This window comes from Aquirufa sp. (assembly GCF_044239315.1).
In the GTDB taxonomy this organism is placed as follows: domain Bacteria; phylum Bacteroidota; class Bacteroidia; order Cytophagales; family Spirosomataceae; genus Aquirufa.
Window position 1 is genome coordinate 15,627 of record NZ_JBIIBQ010000013.1, and the last position, 16,356, is coordinate 31,982.

At 41.2% G+C, this 16,356-nt stretch carries 13 protein-coding genes; 6 read left to right on the forward strand and 7 right to left on the reverse strand.

Annotated features, from left to right (window positions below):
* Window positions 1–147 precede the first annotated feature (147 nt).
* The 5 genes from ACILP5_RS06325 (at window position 148) to ACILP5_RS06345 (ending at window position 5,870) form a co-directional block, all read left to right on the forward strand.
* Complete coding sequence (locus ACILP5_RS06325) at window positions 148–2,043, forward strand: hypothetical protein (protein WP_395617810.1); 1,896 nt, start codon at window positions 148–150, stop codon at window positions 2,041–2,043.
* The gene (locus ACILP5_RS06330) at window positions 2,034–3,203 is read left to right on the forward strand and encodes a hypothetical protein (protein ID WP_395617811.1); all 1,170 of its coding nucleotides are present in this window, start codon (window positions 2,034–2,036) and stop codon (window positions 3,201–3,203) included. The genes ACILP5_RS06325 and ACILP5_RS06330 overlap by 10 nt, the downstream gene beginning before the upstream one ends.
* Window positions 3,204–3,285: 82 nt before the next feature.
* On the forward strand, window positions 3,286–3,450 hold the full coding sequence (locus tag ACILP5_RS06335; protein WP_395617812.1) for a hypothetical protein: 165 nt from the start codon (window positions 3,286–3,288) through the stop codon (window positions 3,448–3,450).
* Between the two features lie 75 nt (window positions 3,451–3,525).
* Window positions 3,526–4,719 carry a carboxypeptidase-like regulatory domain-containing protein gene (locus ACILP5_RS06340; protein WP_395617813.1) on the forward strand — a complete coding sequence of 398 codons (1,194 nt, stop codon included), beginning with the start codon at window positions 3,526–3,528 and terminating at the stop codon, window positions 4,717–4,719.
* Window positions 4,720–5,087: 368 nt separating this feature from the next.
* Window positions 5,088–5,870, forward strand: a complete 783-nt coding sequence (locus ACILP5_RS06345; RefSeq protein WP_395617814.1) for a hypothetical protein — start codon at window positions 5,088–5,090, stop codon at window positions 5,868–5,870.
* 217 nt (window positions 5,871–6,087) lie between these two features.
* On the opposite strand, the gene ACILP5_RS06350 is transcribed toward ACILP5_RS06345, so the two are convergent.
* Entirely contained in the window at window positions 6,088–7,188 is a 1,101-nt protein-coding gene (locus tag ACILP5_RS06350; protein ID WP_395617815.1) for a glycerate kinase, read from the reverse strand.
* 49 nt (window positions 7,189–7,237) lie between these two features.
* Here ACILP5_RS06350 and ACILP5_RS06355 point away from each other — a divergent pair, with 49 nt between their 5' ends.
* Window positions 7,238–7,618 carry a hypothetical protein gene (locus ACILP5_RS06355; RefSeq protein WP_395617816.1) on the forward strand — a complete coding sequence of 127 codons (381 nt, stop codon included), beginning with the start codon at window positions 7,238–7,240 and terminating at the stop codon, window positions 7,616–7,618.
* A gap of 58 nt (window positions 7,619–7,676) precedes the next feature.
* On the opposite strand, the gene ACILP5_RS06360 is transcribed toward ACILP5_RS06355, so the two are convergent.
* From ACILP5_RS06360 to ACILP5_RS06385, 6 genes are all read right to left on the reverse strand, one after another.
* Window positions 7,677–8,921 (reverse strand): serine hydrolase domain-containing protein, encoded by a 1,245-nt coding sequence (locus ACILP5_RS06360; protein ID WP_395617817.1) that lies wholly within the window; start codon window positions 8,919–8,921, stop codon window positions 7,677–7,679.
* Window positions 8,918–9,730: a sterol desaturase family protein gene (locus ACILP5_RS06365; RefSeq protein ID WP_395617818.1), complete on the reverse strand. Its 813-nt coding sequence runs from the start codon at window positions 9,728–9,730 to the stop codon at window positions 8,918–8,920. The genes ACILP5_RS06360 and ACILP5_RS06365 overlap by 4 nt, the downstream gene beginning before the upstream one ends.
* 50 nt (window positions 9,731–9,780) lie before the next feature.
* Window positions 9,781–10,965, reverse strand: coding sequence for an OmpA family protein (locus tag ACILP5_RS06370; RefSeq protein ID WP_395617819.1), 1,185 nt, complete (start codon window positions 10,963–10,965; stop codon window positions 9,781–9,783).
* A 155-nt stretch (window positions 10,966–11,120) separates the two neighbouring features.
* A complete protein-coding gene (locus ACILP5_RS06375) occupies window positions 11,121–12,545 on the reverse strand; it encodes an OmpA family protein (RefSeq protein WP_395617820.1) in 1,425 nt (474 codons plus the stop codon).
* 6 nt (window positions 12,546–12,551) lie between these two features.
* Window positions 12,552–14,825, reverse strand: a complete 2,274-nt coding sequence (locus tag ACILP5_RS06380) for an O-antigen ligase family protein (RefSeq protein WP_395617821.1) — start codon at window positions 14,823–14,825, stop codon at window positions 12,552–12,554.
* A 19-nt stretch (window positions 14,826–14,844) separates the two neighbouring features.
* Window positions 14,845–16,350, reverse strand: a complete 1,506-nt coding sequence (locus tag ACILP5_RS06385; protein ID WP_395617822.1) for a hypothetical protein — start codon at window positions 16,348–16,350, stop codon at window positions 14,845–14,847.
* Window positions 16,351–16,356 lie beyond the last annotated feature (6 nt).

Sequence of the window (16,356 nt, forward strand, 5' to 3'; positions counted from 1 at the left end):
AGGGGTTTCCGTATTTTTCCAAAAAACAATCCTACATTTACCCCGGCCTTAATCATCAAAAGGCACATCTGTTCCCCCCTCATTTATTCCCTGTTTTCCCCTTTTTTAGGGTGATCACACTATTGCTAACCACTAGAATAATAAGGTATGTCGTTTTATCACAACTACATAGGAACATTATCGATTCCTACAACAGAAAAAGAGGCGCTTTTAGATGCAAAAATGCTTTCTGAGCACCACTTATATCTAAACTTGATTTATTACCTCTCTCCTGCTTTTCCGCAAGTAACCCCAGCTCAAGTTGAAACACTTTCGTTGAGTAGTTACCTTTACTTTAGGTTTTTGATAAGTTTAGATCAGCTGATTGATTCTTCGCGTTTCTCTTTGGATGAAATGCGACTCGGATTTGAATTCTACGAAAAGGCGATGCGAGGGCTTGCCCTACTTTATCCGGAACGGAGCCCCTTCTGGGAACTCTTTAGCAACCTAAAAAAATCCTATTACGCTACACTCGCGTCAGAAAAAAAAGGTTCGAGACAGAAAGGGGAAATCACCCAAGCAAGTTTTCAAGAAACAGCGATAGGCAAGTCTTCGATGAGCTTTGCCGCCGTATTTGCCCTCGAATGTTTACAGGATTCGCAGGCAAATCACAATCTTTTGATTGACTGCATTAAACAACTCCACCTAGGCTTACAATATATAGATGATATCGATGACTTTAAAGTCGATTTCAAAGAGGGGCAATGGACATACCCCATGTATTTAACACAAGAATACTTAAAAGAAAATGGTCTGATCGTTCAGGATCCTATCCTTTTACATAAGTATTTATATGTGTCAGGAATAGCACAAAAAAACATGCGATTAGCGGTAGCGCATTTTGAAAAAAGTGCTGATTTAGCAACTTCTGCGGGACTTCCCTTATTTGTTAGCTTCCTAGAAAAACAAGTGAGTAAGTGTCAATTTCACTTACAAGAAATAGAGAATCTGTTCCTAAAAACACAGATTAAATCAGAGAAAAGCTTTGAGTTGGTGGAAGAGAACTCGCTAGATTCAGCTATTCAGTCTGCCCTCGCCTACTTAGAAAAAAACATAAATGCCTCGTTTGAATGGACTGATTTTCTTACATCAGCAGGACAAAGTACCACTTGGACAAGTTCTTATGTGGGAATGATGCTCGCAGAAGTAAATAGCCTGCACCCCTTATTAAAATCGGTTTTAAAAAGAGTGGACTCACTCTCATCTAATGCATTTAATGATTCCAGTTTAGCAGACGGAGATACGGCTAGTTTCATCATTGGCTTTCAACAAGCATCCGGAATTGATGTAGATCCGAATTTGATTACTAAATGGCATGAATTCATGGATGAGGATGGCGGATGGGTAACCTACCGGGATCAAGAGGCCTTGCGCCTTAAACTCGAAATACCAGAAGAAACCTCCCTTAAGGGCTGGACTAGTTCTCATGCCTGCGTTACTGCAGCCGCTGCTTATGTGTTAGCTAAAATCCCTTCCCTGAGATTGGACTATGAAATAAGCTGTCTACATCTTGCAACGCTATTAGCGGATAAAAAGAGATGGACTTCTTATTGGTGGACGAGCGATATCTATGCGACGGCATTTGCCATGCAAGCATTATCACATCATCCAGATTTTAAGTCGATTTGTGAAGCTCCAGCACTTTGGCTGATTGGAGAACAACACCCAAGTGGTTACTGGCCTAATCCGACGACAAATGAGTCTACTGCTTTTTACACCGCACTGGCCATCAAGTCATTGATTACCTATGACGCAACGAGCTTTCAAGATTCAATATCTAAAGGAGTGGAGTGGTTACTAGCCCATCAGACAGAAGATGGTAGCTGGCAAACAAATCGAATTTTAAGAATCCCGGCCACCGATGTGATGGATCCATCCACCATTACACATTGGAGGAAAAGTTCCTTCGGAGTTAATTGTCTTGTGGATGACCACAACCGAGTTTTTACTACAAGCACCGTGTTAAATGCTTTGCATCATTATTCAATTGCATCATGCTTCTAAGAGAAAATATACAAATAAAGCCTTTCGATGCAAATCGAAATGTCCTTCAGGTAGATGAAAACAGGCATTTTCTACTCAATCAAGCGACTTCAGACTTAGTAGAAATTCTGTCCTCTAGCACTAATTTAATGGAGGCTCACAGATCATTTAATACCGTGTTTAATCATTCGCTTTCTTATGGAGCTTTCACTGATTTAATTGATCATAAATTAGGGGGCTATCGCATTTTAAAGAAAGATGCAATAACACTAAAACCTGGCATCAAGAACACGTATTTAAAACTTAAACTCCCATTACTCAATGCTCGAATAGCACAGCTTTTATCATTACCACTTCAGCCTTTTTTTAAACCTCGGGTATTTTGGTTTTCGATAGCGGTAATATCCTTGTTTTTAGTAGGCATGGTGTTTGGTTTCGCATGGCCACAGCTGAGCCAAGTAAATTACCTAACCTTGCTATTCTTGATTTACCCCACTATGCTCATCCATGAATTGGGTCACATTGCCGCCTGCGCAAAGGCCAAGCTGAAACATGGCGGGATTGGTTTCGGGTTTTACTTCGTATTACCGGTGATGTATGCTGAAATAACGAACATTTGGATGGGGAGTAAAGAGCAACGAATTATTGCAAACCTAGGAGGCATATTTGCTGAACTACTTTATGCTGGTGTGCTGGGCATCATTTACCTTCTATTTCAATCAGAGGTCTGCTTATTCGCCTGCATATCTATCAGCACCTTTGTCCTTTGGGAGTTTAACCCATTTGTCCGATTCGACGGCTATTGGTTGCTATCCGATATAACAAATACCCCGAACTTGGTAGTAAGGTCAAAGCGCGTTCTTCTCAACGTATTTAGTAAGACGACATTCCTAAATTGGAAAGCAAATAGGTTCAAAATAAGCGCGAGCCCTCAGGCTATTTTTCTATTCGGATATGGCCTTATCAATTCCTTCTTCATTTTACTCCTTTTAGGTTATACGTTTATCACGTATCAGAAGGAGATTATTCAATTCCCCGTTTCGCTCTATCAAATTCTGTTAAAAATAAGTCGCTGGGATCTAGCTATCCAGGATGTAAATGGCGCACTGCTTTCCATTCTACTATTTTATATCCTTTCCATTCGATATCTGATCATTCAATATAAATCACTTATCAAATGATATGAAGACCTCCCAAAACTTGCTTTAAAGGGTCAGCAAAAATGGGATAAAATAGACCCTCTAACCATTAATAACTCTTATTATGAAACCTGTAAAAAACAGTATTGCCCCAGAATTAATTGCTCTATTCGAAGTAGAAGAATTAGAGGAGCGTCTTGAAAACAAATGGACAGCTTCGGTTTCAACTACCACAAATCAGACTACTGGTACTTCAGTGACAGCAAGTGCCAGTGTCCAATTTGAATAGACAGTAAAATGGAGGAGAGCATGTGCCCTCCTCTATTTTAAAATGATTTTATACCCTCCATTATAATGTAATCCTATGACAAAGTATCTATATACCTACCTCATTGTATCCATTCTTCATTTTACCTGTTTAGCACAAACTACCATTACAGGTCATATTGTTGATGCGCAAACAGGCGAAAAAATAGCATTTGCCACCATATCTACAAATCAGGTAAGTACCTTAACGAATGAGGAGGGGAACTTTACTTTTCAGGTGAAAGAACTTCCAGTTGAATTAGTGATCTCCCATCTTAATTATGGGAAATCGAGTCTTCAAATAGCGGGAAATACAGATCAAACCATTCGTTTAAGGGCTATACCCATACTGCTTCCAGAAGTACAAATTGGGAACTATGCCCGGGAATTAGTCTCACATGCCGCCCAAAATTTGATGGATAATTTTCATCTGAAGTTTTATGGGAAAGCACTCTACAGACAAAGCACACAAATTAATCATCAAACAACCGAGTGGCAGGAAATCATCTATGCGACTAAATCAAGCAATAGTCGTTTAGAGGGAACCGCTGTACTAAAGGGTCGATATGCGGCTCAGGAAGCCGTCTATAAATTTGATGACTTCTCCTATTTTACCAAAGCCTATGGACTCATCGACCTCGATACAAACAGGCACGCAGTCATTAGCCTAACAGGTAGTGATCTTTACCACTACAGCGTCGCGAACCTACGAAAAGAAGGTGGGCGAGAAATTGCTGAGATCCGCTTTACTTACAAGGTGCCTGCTCTATCAAACTCTAAATACGGAACCGTTTTTATAGACACCGACTCGTATGATATTTTGAAAATTACCTTTATCACCCACTCCGATTTAGGATTGAAAATGAAGAATAAGCATCCACTTTGGGTAATGAAAATGGTCAATCCAAAATATGAATTTGAAATAAGTTTTAAAGATGTCGCCGGTAGCCGTTCGATAGAATATTTGAAAGTACATTACAATGTGGATTACCACTTAAAAAAAGAAATCCTCCCCATTCAAGTTTCCTCTTTGACCTACCTTTATGAAACGAGTACCCAGGCAACTGCGATGCCATATGAAAAAGCTAATACAGGGGGAAATGATAGGGATGCCATTAAAAAGTTCGCTTATGACCCTGAATTTTGGAAAAGAAATGCAATTATTGAACGAACTCCCACACAAGAGAAGATCATTCAAAATCTAGAAAGGGAAGGGGTATTTGGTAATGCTTTGGGGATAAAAAAGAACTAATAATGGCACTTGTCTCTCCTTTTCATTCTACTATCACAGGTATACTAGTTCGGAATCTGTGCTACAGGAGTCATATTAATTATCTAAACAGTTCGTAAAACAAATTAAGGCTAACATATGCTTTTGCATAAATTTATTAGTCAATTGATAATTAAACTCAAGCTTTTCAATTAGGTTGTTCTTCACATAAAGAACCTTACATTTAACTCGGCCATAGTGATCAGCTAGGCACATCTGTTCCCCCATCATCTATTGTTTTTATTTATTGAATGACATCAACTCATTAGATGCTCTTCATTCAATTTATGCTATGGTGCACCCCGAAAAACCAGACAAGAGTAGGGATACAAAATTTAAAATTTAAGGCAATGAAAAACGCATTTTTTAAAATTACGAGCAGAATGAATAATCTTATTTATAGCGGATTGATCCTCTTATGTGTTTCACTAGGGTGCACAAAAAATGAGCCTATTCTTCCATCAAAAGAAGTATCATATGATGCAAAACAAGTAATGGGTTCATCAACTATTCTTCGTAACCAAATATATTTAAACTCTTATGGAATAATAGAATACGATCAATCAATTAGTACAAAACTCGCGATTAGTGAAACAGATTCTGCCATAGTAATACTAATACCTATAACCAAAAATGGGTATACTATAGCTACTTTGGAGGCCATTAAATTACCCGCAAATAAGCTTCCGCACCAAGATGATTATGCTATAAACTTAGTAGATTACCGAAAATACAATCTTAAAACACAAAGTGGCGAAATCAAAATGGTGGATCTAAATTATGATTTATACATCCATTCCATAATTACGGTAGAAAACAATCACATTAAAGCTTGGAATTCAAAGGGGTTATCTAAAGAACTACAAGCAAAATACAATTATCCAGAGTTAAAAATTTCCGCTAAACAGGTAAATACAACAAACCAAACACAAATAGTAAATGGTGGAATCTATTCATTATGTGATAAAAATGGAGACCAAAATATTTCCTTTTCAGAATGTTATAAGTGTGTCTCAGATGCAATTTCAGCTGATGGATTTTCCAATTTTGTTTGTGAAATCCCAATATTAGGCTGGGCTTCCTGCTGGGCATCAAAAAGTGCCGCTTGTGTAGTTCTTAGTTCAGCTTACTAAAATTAATGATCATGGAAACTCTAATCATTTCGATAGTCTTATCAATAACAATTTTGACGAGTATTTTAACTTATATCGACATAGGGAGAAGGGTTAATTTACCCAAAAAGACAAGGTTAAATCTGTATTTTCTGCTGATTTATTTACCATTAATTGGGCCAATGATATACTTTTCAATAATCAGAAAAAAATATATTTCTGAAAGTAGAAGAAGGCCCTAATTCAAATACTTCAACGCAATCTCCTCCCCCAATTGCTCTAAAATGTCAGCAGCATTAGCTACTGAATCTTCTAGATCTTTTGCTCGGGATGAGATTGTGAAGACTTCGTTATCGTCTAAGAAAATGGGGAAATGCGGTGAGCTTTCGAATGCACCCGAGACAAGTATTGTTTGCTTGAATACTTTGTCACAACGTTTCACCACTTCGGAAACTACCTTGCCTCCCCAGGTCGAGGAATCAATCTTACCTTCGCCAGTAATGATAAAATCTGCTTTCAATAAAGCGCGGTTAAAGTGGACTTTGTCCATTACCCAGCCGGATCCTGAAACGATTTTAGCATTTAGAAAGTAGCGAGCACCGGCTCCGAGTCCGCCAGCAGCGCCAGCCCCTGCTTCAGAAGCAATAGATCCGAAGATTGTAGCGATATTATTTAGACCTTTATCTAATTGTTTAATTACTGCGGGAGATGCTCCTTTCTGCGCAGCGAAAACATGGGCTGCGCCTGAAGGTCCAGCGAGTGGATTCTCCACATCTGTGACAACGGTGAAGGCGCAAGGTGCTAAATCTACAGGTGCAATGGAAGCAATTTGAATCAAACTTTCGCCTGTTGGGGTTAATTCATTCCCGTCACGGTTTAAAAATTTCCATCCTAAAGCTGCTGCCATCCCGATCCCAGCATCATTGGTTGCGGAGCCACCAATCGTCAAAATGATTTGAGTGGCGCCACGTGAGAGGGCATCCGCTATTAAAACCCCGGTTCCGAAAGTAGTCGTTTTTAATGGGTTTCGCTCCTTTGTGCTTAATAAAGCAAGACCTGAGGCGCGAGCCATTTCGATGTAGGCAGTTTTTTGGTCAGCTAAATATAAATATTCGGCCTGAATGGGATGCATCAGTGGATCAAATGTGTCTACTGTAATCCAGGTTCCGCCATGTAATTGTTGAATGACCTCTAGGGTTCCTTCGCCACCATCAGCGAGGGGCATTTTGGTTAATGTGGTTTTAGGACGACGTTTTTTAATCCCCTTTTCTAAGGCATCACAAACTTGTGAGGCACTCAGCGAACCTTTGAACTTATCGGGAGATATTAATACGTGCACGGCTTTGAATTTATGTCGCAATTTACCGACAATTCCTTAAATTTAACGCATGAGAATTTTCGCGACACTTGCCTTATTGCTTTTCATTTCCGTATCATGCACGAATCAACCAGATTTAACAGGGTTTGATGTGGAAGCTTTTAAAAATGATCGCGGAAGCTGCGCCGGGACAAGAGAGAAACAAATAGACTGGTTGAAAACTCATAAAATGACCTGGAAGGGGGTGAGCTCTAATGATTTGGAAGACATCCTAGGAAAACCCGATATACAACAATTGGCGGATCGGAATCAGGAGTATTATATATACTACTTAGAAAAAGGGCCTCATTGTGAGAAAATAGAGAGCCCGTCTACCGCGCGTACCATGGCATTCCGCTTTAGCGCGATGGGTTTAACCACAGAGATTACTTTTCAACAAGGATTGCCTTGAAACAACCCTGAATCGATCAAAAGATGAAAGCCCAGAGGATAAATCTAGGCTCTTCAATCTATTTCAAGGCTCCGTAGATAATGTTTTCTACCTTTTCTTGGTAATCGCCATGTGAATTAGGCGTGTGTTGTGACATGATCAAGACGATCATTTTTTCTTTCGGGTCTGCCCAATAAGTCGTGCCATAATAGCCGCCCCAAGAGAATGATCCCTTGTTTCGCATCTTGCGATTAGCCGATTTTTCGCCGGCTAACATAAATCCTAAACCATAGGAATCATCGCCCATAGGGAAGTTAGGGCTTACCATCAATTCAGCTGTACGTCGGCCAATGATTTGTTTTCCGTTGTATTTGCCTCCATTTAAGATGCATTGTAGAAAGATCGCATAGTCAAATGCGGTGGAGGAAAGTCCGGCTCCGCCAGAAAAGAACGTCTTCTTAAACAAAGGGTAGTCCGGGTTTATGCCGCGGAAAGTGGGTGACCAAGTGATGATTTGATTCTTCTCGTTCTCTGTGTAAACCGTAGGCAAGCGAGATCCTTTTTCAGCTGGCAAGTTAAAATAGGTATCTTTCATGCCTAATGGGATGAAAACGTTTTTCGTTAAATAGGCTTCTAAAGTTTCTCCACTGATTACCTCTATTAAACATCCTAAAACGTCCGTATTCAAACCGTAAGTGAATTTCTCACCTGGATTATGAATCAGAGGCAAGGTTCCTAATTTAGTGATTGCTTGAAGTAAGGTGGTCCCATTGTCGCCTAGGCCAGACGGGATGCCGGCTTTGGCATAGATCGCCTTCATTTTATCCGAACCGATTCCGGCGTAATCGATGCCCGATGAATGAGTCAATAGATCACGAATTGTAATTTCACGCTTGGCTGGTTCTGAGCTAAACGAAGAGTCGGAAGCGTTGAAATCCTTCAAGACCCGTGGAGATTTGAAGGTAGGAATAAAGTCAGATAGAGGTTGATCTAACCGAATTTTACCTTGCTCAAAAAGTTGCAAAATACCTAGGCTTGTAAGCGCTTTCGTCTGAGACATGATACGGAAAATCGCGTCTGCGGGCATCGGTTTCTTCGAAGCCAAATCCGCGTAGCCGTGACCTTTGTAATGAACTAATTGATTGTTCTTTACTACCAAAGTAACTGCCCCCACAAGGTGGTTTTTCTCCACATAAGACTTCAATAAAGCGTCTACTCCCTCTAATTTTTTCATGTCAAAATCTGCCATAGGCTGAACCACAGGAGATAGCACTTGGGCCACTAAGGAAAGTGGCAGCAAGAATAATAGTATTAATTTTTTCATTCGTCAGTTTTGATGTTCCGGTTAAATGGAAGGTTTAGTTGGTAAGCAAAGGACTGGTCTTTATCGTTTTCTAAAACGTCTAAACCATATTTGATTTTCTCCATCGGAGTAGCGTCAAAAGTGCCAAAAAGGCGATCCCAAAAAGCAAAAATATTTCCATAATTCGAGTCCGTCTGCGGGCGCTCAAAATGGTGGTGAACCTTGTGCATGTTAGGGGAGATAATGACATAAGACAAAGCGTTGTCTAGCCAAAGTGGCAAGCGGATGTTCGCATGATTGAACTGGGAAAGAACGACGCTGAGGCTTTGGTACAAAAACACAATCCACATAGGTGCGCCACAAACTAAGATTGCTAAAATAGCGAAGACTGCGCGTATCACACTTTCGCCTGGATGGTGGCGATTCGCCGTAGTCGTATCCACCTGTGTGTCTGCATGATGGACCATGTGGAATTTCCAAAGTACCTTCACTTTGTGCTCTATCCAATGGACTAAATAGGCTCCTACCAGATCCATCAGCAATAAGCCCACAATTAAAAAGGCCCAGCTAGGTAATTCAACCCAGTGTAAAATCCCAAAATGAGCCTTCGCCGTCCAGTCGCTAGCTGCCACCAAAAGTACCGCAAAAGGGAAATTAATGGCGATGGTGGTGAAGGTAAAAAAGAGATTCAATAGGGCGTGAGACCCTTTTTTATACCCAAATTTTACTAAGGGAATCCCCGTTTCAATTATCCAAAAAAGGGTAATTCCGCCGGCTAATATCAGTGCACGATGTAGGCTAGGGATGGTTGCAAAATAAGATTCAATCATAGTATTCTTTCTAAATAAGCTATCAGATAGGTTATAAATTTAGAAAGAAATTATTTAATTACTCTTATTTCCACACGTCGATTTAAAGCCATTCCCGCTTTGGTTTGATTCGAGGCGGCAGGCTTATTTTCACCGTAGGCTTTAAGCTTTAAGCGATTCGATTTTATCCCTTGCTTTTTAAAGTAATCCATAACCCCTTCTGCGCGGTATTTTGAAACCAATTGATTGTTTTCAGCCGTGCCAAAATTATCCGAATGTCCATCGATTTGAATCTTCAGCTCGGGATGTTCTGTTAAAATAGAAAGCATCGGCTGTAACTTTTTGATGGACTCCGCTACTAATTCCCACTTATTGGTTAAATACAGAATGATGGTTTGAGAGCTAATCGTATACTGTTCCGCTTTTTGCTTTGCCTGAGCTAATTCGTTCGCTGCAACTACAGCTGCTTCGGCCGCCGCTTTTTCCTGTTGTAGTTTTGCTGCCGCTGCATCCGCTGCCACCTGTGCCGCCGCCTGGGTTGCTGCCTTTTCGGCCGCTTCTGCCGCTGCCTTTGCCTCAGCAGCTGCTTTTGCTACAGCTTCTTCTTTCGCTTTAGCGGCTGCTTTTAATCTAGCATCTTCTTCCAGCGCTTTGGCCTTCTCTTCTTCTTTTTTCTTACCTGCCTTATCTCCTAAGTGATATACAATGCCAAAAGAGGTGCTGTTATTTGTCCCTCGAACGGATCCTATTTTAAAGCCCGCCTCTGTGGACTGCGCCATCGGAACGGCTAAATTCGTTTGAGCGATTAAAGAGAACTTTGAACTTAAACGAATATCTATGCCTAAACCTCCAGCCGCATTTAATTCATACGCATTGCCTGGGAATCCTACATCACGACGTGCTGAGGCATCCGCCCCAACGTGCACGAAAGGATTCCAAGTCGAAGATGTCGTTTTAGGTAAAATAAAATAGCGAAGATTCCCGCCTAAAGTAATATGCTTATTGTTCCAAATCCCAGGTTCTAAATAATCCCCTTGAAATGAGGCCAATGTGGTTACCGTGATGGCTAGATTAGCTGATTTTTGGCGGGTAAACTGAAGCCCCAAGTGGTTAAATGAATTGTATTCGTCTTTCGTCGTCAATCGATTTTTCGTCCACATGTTCGTCGGTCCTCCGAGAATGGCGATGGATTTATCCATTTCTTGACCTAATACGGACGTAGTTATCAGTAAAAAGCCTAACACTAATTTTCTCATAATTTCAATTTTCGTAAAAGAGCCTCATTAGAGCTCTCGCTATGATTATCGAAATTAGATAGATTAGGCCAAAACCATTTTAGGATGTTGTTCGGAAATTAAAATATAGAACAACTTCATAAAAAAGGGAGCCGTTTTCGTGGCCCCCTTTTTCTTTATTTTACTAAACTGATTTCTACTCTTCGATTTAGCTTTCTTCCCTCCGGCGTTTTATTGGTTGCGGCAGGTCTAGTTTCGCCATGAGCAATCGCAATAATTCTTTTTTCAGGTATTCCATAACGGTATAAATAACGCAAAACTTTCATCGCACGAATGCGGGAAACTTTCAAGTTATTGCGGAACGTACCTTCATTATCCGAATGACCTTCGACCTTAATTTTAACTTCAGGTCTCGCCTTCATGTTCGAAATTATGCGGTTTAATTTCCCCTTCGTTTCAGGCATTAATTGGCCACTATTACTGATGTAAAGTATGATGGTCTCAGAGAAAGCGTCATCAGAAATAACGACCGGTTTTTTTACCTTCTCCTTAGGAGCTGCAACTTCTGTTACTACAGGTTTCTCCACTGGTGCAGGTGCCTGAGCCTTCGGTTTCTCCGCGGGTGCAGGAGCCGTATTCTCTTTTAGGATAGGTGCAGCTTCCATTGGAATAGCCTCTTTCTCCTTTTTAATTTGTTCCTCTAAAGGCAGCTTCTTTCTCGCCTTGACTACCGGAGCTGCTGCAGCTTTTTCCTCTTCTTGCTTCTGTACAAGAGCTTGCGCCTCAGCCTTTAACTTTAAGATTTCTGCTTCTGCCTCCGCCTTCGCCTTTGCGATAGCTGCCTCCGCATCTGCTTTTGCTTTTAGAATTGCTTCCTCTTTCGCTTTCAGATCATCTTGGATTTTCTTTTCAGCTGCGATTTTAGCCAAACGTACATTTTCTTCCGCTTGCACCTTTTCTCGAACAGTGTTTACGGAATCACGAACAAAAGCCTTGCGCTTGGCGATCGCTGCTTCTTTCGCCGCTTTCTTTTTAGGTCCTAGGTAGTTAAAGTGGTAGACCACGCCTACCGAAACGGTAGTATTTAGACCCCTTGTTTTGGCAATATTGAATTCCGATTCATTGATCTGAACCATAGGAATCGACAAATTAGTTTGAGCTAATAGGGAGAAGTTTTGATACACGGGTACATCAATACCGATACCTCCCAAGGCATGTAATTCATAAGCATATCCCTGGAAACCCACGTCCTTGCGAATCATTCCTTCCGCACCTATTTGGTAAAAGGGATTGACCCTGTGCTTTTTGTTTGCGTTTAATACAAAGGAGCGCAAAGCGGCAGAACCAGTTAAAAATTTACTGTCCCATTTATCCCCCCCTTTAAACCCGGTTAAGCCAGTGAAGGCTAAATCCCATTTAGTTGATTTGCGTAAGGAATATTGAAAACCCAAGTTCGTAAGCGATCTGAATTCGTTTCTATTCGTGGAACGATCAACAGTCCACAAGTCGGTCACACCGCCTAACATGCCGAATGACTTTTCGCTCTCTTGGCCTAATAATGTACCGCTTATTAATAGAAAACCTAGTAGTAATTTCTTCATCTTTTTTTATTTACAATTTTGTGCGATCGCCGCAGCCGCATCAGGATAAGATTTTAGTTGAGCGCGCTGAAAACTAGCACAAGCCTCTGGTTTTTTGCCCAGTGATAATTGAGACATACCTCCAAAGTACGCAGATTTGCCGGTGTTATTTCCGGGGTGTTGTTCGGATTTGGCAAAATAGATCAAACTTTCTGCGAAACGTTTCCCAGCATAAAAGCAGATTCCCGCATTCTCTAAGTGAGTGAAATTTCCCGTATCGAGTTTAGACATTTCTATGTAGGCCTGAGCCGCTTGAGTATATTTCCCTTGAACGAAAAGAGCATTCCCTTTTGCAGTTAAACTCTGTAAAGAACTATTTCCTCCCATCAACATAACGCGCGTAGGATTCAAGATAGCCGTGTCAGCTGGAAACTTTTTCAAGGTCTGATTCAGCGTTTCTAACAGCGCTTTATCGGTACCCCTTTTCACCTCGAACATCCCTAATAGGTATTGATTCCAGGTAATTGCGATGTCATTTTTTGCATCTAAAGAAACCTGGAGTGCCCGCTTAATCTCGTTTGTATCCTTCAATTTTGCCGAAGTAAAAATCATATTCTTGTAATAACTGGAAGCGCGCGGCCAAGCATTGAATGCGCGTTTCGCATAGAAATGAGCGGAGTCCATTTTATTCAAAGACGCATAAATGGAGGTCCGCAAGAAGTCGTTATAATGCAAGAAAGGATTATCGTTTTCGCTTTCTTTCAGTACTCTAAGTGCATCGTCAAAACGCTTGTCGCGGATATAGTACCGTGCCATCATCGCCTTCATCGGTAAGGTAGACGAAGAAAGATTTGGCATGTCCGGAAGCTTTTCTACATCGATAGTCGCCATCTTAGGGTCTGAATTCACTTCGCCCATCACGAATTTTTGGATCTTCAAGGACTCGAACGTTTCGTTCGCGACATAAATAGAAGGTGTTAAAAGAACGATCCCTAAGAGTAAATACACCACCGGCATCGCCGTAAAACTTCGTGCCGATTTATCCAATGGAATCAACACCAAAGCAGCTGCAAGCGACAACATCGACTGCATCGCCGTCCGCTCCGCTGGGAAGTTCAATAGCGCATCCACGCCGTAGCAGGTCACCGCTAAAAAGGCGATGATGACCATCAAGGGATCGCCGCATTTTGTGCGTAAAAATTGAAAAGTATAATACAATAATAGCACGAACATACCGGCGAAACAAAGCCCTCCTAGTAGACCTAAGTCCGCAAACATTTCAATGAAATCGTTGTGCGCATGGTAAGGGACAAAAAGCTCATTTGCGAGCTCCCTTTCGTAGGGAATAGAAGCTAATTTCCAGTTGCCGTAGCCCGCACCTAGAATAGGATTTTTCAGTGAGTAATCAATCGCGGTTCCCCATAGGTGAAGGCGGTCACTTCCTTCGGTTATTTGGCCTAAACGCTTAGTCACCGTTCCGTATCCCCCTGCATTTTCCTGCCCAGCCACCGCTAATTGCAAGCGTGTGTTTGCGGCAAAAATCGCCAGAACCGCTGGGAGTAAGAAGAATAAAAGCGCAGGTTTTATCTGTGATTTATTTTGCCAAATAAGTCCCACAAAAAACAACACCGTAATCAACGCGAAGCCAACATACGTCGAACGCGTGTTCATTAAAAAGAGCGCAAATACCCCCATGGAAAGGGTGATAATGCCGGCGATTCTGCCTAGCCATTTGGCAGACATAATTACATACATCGCAAAGGGAATCATGATAAGCAAACTAGCCGCCGTCACGTTCTTGTTCCCGTGGTATTTATTTAAACCTAAAATAGCTGCATCTAAATCCATCGTGCGCAGATTTGCGGAGAAGGTTTTCAACACATAAATGGAATCGAAAAATAAATACGCCGTAATTCCATAGGCAATCCCCGTAAATAGAACCGCGCGGTCCTGCTGATAAAACAGGATGGATAGATTAATAAAGACGAAATAGGTGGTGATTAATCTGGCCAAAGTCACCAGCGTTTCCGTCGGATTTATCGCATAAAAATAGGAGCCGATTGCCCAAAAAAGTAGCAAAGAAAAGACCAGCGTAAACTTGTATGTATAAACTTGGCTGATGGCCTCCGCGTATGTAGAATACCGAATCGCTATATAGCCCACTAATACTAAACTCAAACTACTGGCATACAACCACTGCGCGCCCATCACGTCTGATCCTCCCATGTCTGGGATGAAATAGACAGCGAGGTAAAGCATACTGGCTAAGATGGCGATGAGGGTGGACAGGGATGTCTTCATAAGGCAAATTTAACAAATATTATAATAGCCGCTCGATGGAGATAAAATTCTTAATATAACTTGGCATGATTATTAAAGTCACCCGATACATTCGGCTATTAGTAGCATCTGTTAAATGATAAATGATTGTATTACCGGCGTCTAAAAAACTCCAACCAAACGCTGAACCACTTGGAGTAGTTGTATAATTAACTGGTCCATTCGTATAACTTGTGTTAGCGGTACCTGCATGATTTGTATAAACTCCTTGAACATATAAATTTACAGTACCTGATACAGTGGCTAAACTCAATCCACGTTGACCAGAAGTTGTTACGGTTGCCTTAAGATTATCAAGGGTAACAAAGGTGCCAGCATCGACAAATGCGGCTACTTTAGTCGAAACATTGCCCGTCGGATCTGCTAAATTAATTTTCCCAGGTATCTCAATATTCCCGGGACTCGTAATGGACATGGCTTTCGTAGAACCGTTCGTAATGGTATTGTTTGCGGTGCCATTAGACAAATAAAAATCAATAGCATTTTCAGTAGGTCCTGCATTATGACGCGTGTGAATGAATTGGGCATACTGACTGGTTCCGGCAGCACTTCCTGCCCAGCCCATTTTTATTTGTGCATTATCATTAAATGCCAAAGCCGCATCTCCATTACGGACAGTAATGGAAGGTGTTGCCGTTATATTGGGGGAGTTTAAAAAATTTGTATTGGTAGTACCATTGACATCTAATTGGGCAGCAGGTGTGCTTGTGCCAATTCCCACATTTCCACTGTTATCGATTCGAATCCCTTCATTGCCCCCATCATTGGATAAGAAATTGTTATTCAACTGAATATTGGTTGAGGCAATGTGTTGGTTTATAGGAAGGTTTCCAGCCACTAGTTTGTAGACAATTTTATCCCAATCTCTGGTGTCTCGATTGCCATTAGTGGTTACTACCTGTGCATTGTAGGTAGTTCCTGCACTTAAATTTACTTCTACTCTTCCTTCATATTCTACCCATACATTACTACTGGTAGATTCATGATAATCTGATCCTAAAACTGTCGTCCCTTGTCTGATATTGAATGTTAATAAAACCTTTGAGCCATTTGAGGTCCAAGCAGTACAATTAAAATTAAACTCATATCTACCCGAGACAGGAACTGTAAAACTGAAACCTCCCGAACTCGGCGCTTTATTTGAAGCGGTTGAATACGCCTCTTGATATAGCTTGAAGAGACTCGTTGATTGGACATTATCACCGGCTAAACTGGCTGTTGCAATGGTAGCCCAACTAGCCCCATTCCAATAGTAATAACCCGCCTGCAATCCCACAGAACCTAGATTATAGACTAACAATCCCTCAGCTGGAGAGGCAATAGTAGAAGCATCCGAAACACTCGTTAAGGTAACACGTGGAGGTAAAAATCCTTTATTCGTTGAATTGACCTCTAATTTAGCCGAGGAATGGGGCGTGGTGGTACCGATGCCGGTTTGGGCATATACTTGCACTGAAAACAAGAAGAAAAATAGTGCCTTTTTCATTTTACA

Bases quoted from the DNA above. Each gene is read 5' to 3' on its own strand.
- ACILP5_RS06325 (WP_395617810.1), top strand. From the start codon at position 148: ATGTCGTTTTATCACAACTACATAGGAACATTATCGATTCCTACAACA.
- ACILP5_RS06330 (WP_395617811.1), top strand. From the start codon at position 2,034: ATGCTTCTAAGAGAAAATATACAAATAAAGCCTTTCGATGCAAATCGA.
- ACILP5_RS06335 (WP_395617812.1), top strand. From the start codon at position 3,286: ATGAAACCTGTAAAAAACAGTATTGCCCCAGAATTAATTGCTCTATTC.
- ACILP5_RS06340 (WP_395617813.1), top strand. From the start codon at position 3,526: ATGACAAAGTATCTATATACCTACCTCATTGTATCCATTCTTCATTTT.
- ACILP5_RS06345 (WP_395617814.1), top strand. From the start codon at position 5,088: ATGAAAAACGCATTTTTTAAAATTACGAGCAGAATGAATAATCTTATT.
- ACILP5_RS06355 (WP_395617816.1), top strand. From the start codon at position 7,238: ATGAGAATTTTCGCGACACTTGCCTTATTGCTTTTCATTTCCGTATCA.
- ACILP5_RS06360 (WP_395617817.1), bottom strand. From the start codon at position 8,921: ATGAAAAAATTAATACTATTATTCTTGCTGCCACTTTCCTTAGTGGCC.
- ACILP5_RS06365 (WP_395617818.1), bottom strand. From the start codon at position 9,730: ATGATTGAATCTTATTTTGCAACCATCCCTAGCCTACATCGTGCACTG.
- ACILP5_RS06370 (WP_395617819.1), bottom strand. From the start codon at position 10,965: ATGAGAAAATTAGTGTTAGGCTTTTTACTGATAACTACGTCCGTATTA.
- ACILP5_RS06375 (WP_395617820.1), bottom strand. From the start codon at position 12,545: ATGAAGAAATTACTACTAGGTTTTCTATTAATAAGCGGTACATTATTA.
- ACILP5_RS06380 (WP_395617821.1), bottom strand. From the start codon at position 14,825: ATGAAGACATCCCTGTCCACCCTCATCGCCATCTTAGCCAGTATGCTT.
- ACILP5_RS06385 (WP_395617822.1), bottom strand. From the start codon at position 16,350: ATGAAAAAGGCACTATTTTTCTTCTTGTTTTCAGTGCAAGTATATGCC.